Here is a 1,000-nt window from a genome sequence, read left to right as displayed (position 1 = left end):
ACAATCGTAAACTGTGTCGTGTACAGGGGCCTTCGATACTGTCACATAACTCATTTTGTAATGTAAGTCTCAAGAAGGATGATCGTGCCATGTTTTGTGACAATATGGAACCACGATGCCGCGCCGTATTCTTCTGACAGATGCCGAGCGGGAAAAGCTGCTCGCCTTACCGGACGATGACACCACATTAGTTCGTTACTGGACGCTTGATGATGCCGATCATACTCTCTTGGAAACGCGGCGCCGGGCAGATACCCGTCTCGGCTTGGCACTTCAACTATGTGCTTTACGCTATCCCGGCCGGGTCATACGGCGCGGAGAGGTAATCCCGGAAACAGCGCTATCATTTTTGGCCGATCAGCTTGGCGTTTTGCCTGACGCACTTGTTGATTTCGCGCAGCGTGTTCCGACCCGGTACGAGCAGCTTTCTATCCTTCGCCAGACATATGGGTTTTCACGTCAAGATTATTGCAGCAACCGGGAGTGAAGCGGCTCATGTTCTGGACGCTCTGCTCGAAACCGATGCCGGCCTTCAAATCACCCGGCACCATGTCGATGGCGGTGGTGTGAACGATCTTTTATTCGCCTTTTGCTATCCGCTCGGGTTCGCGTTTGTCCCACGCATTCCGGACCTTGATGGCAGGTGCCTATATGGTTTCGAACCAGCCAGAAAATACGGCATTCTCGAAAGTGTCATGGGAGACCGGATAGACGCCGCCCTGATCCGCGATCACTGGGAAGACATTCTCCGATTGGCAACCTCAATCCGGACACGAACAGTCAGCGCGTCAATAATGCTCAAGCGGTTGTCGTCCACGCCACGTCAGAGCGGCCTTGCCCAAGCGCTTCGGCAAATGGGGCGCATTGAACGGACACTGTTTTCTCTGGACTGGATCACCAATAAGGACCTCAGAAAAAGCACAACCGCTGAGCTAAACAAGGGCGAAGCGAGAAACAGTCTCGTTCGGGCTGTCAATCTACACCGGCTTGGCCGATATCG

The 1,000-nt window shown here is 53.5% G+C and carries 1 protein-coding gene and 1 pseudogene; both read left to right on the top strand.

Translation table 11 applies throughout. From position 1 onward, the window contains the following. Positions 1-115 precede the first annotated feature (115 nt). Complete coding sequence (locus E1297_RS01440; protein WP_155132965.1) at positions 116-487, top strand: DUF4158 domain-containing protein; 372 nt, start codon at positions 116-118, stop codon at positions 485-487. Further along, positions 438-1,000, top strand: a pseudogene (locus E1297_RS01435) (Tn3 family transposase); the annotation flags it as partial. The gene E1297_RS01440 and the pseudogene E1297_RS01435, both read left to right, overlap by 50 nt.

Source organism: Roseibium sp. RKSG952, assembly GCF_009711355.1.
Note: the sequence above shows the minus strand (reverse complement) of the source record. Positions and strands in the feature narration are given on the sequence as shown.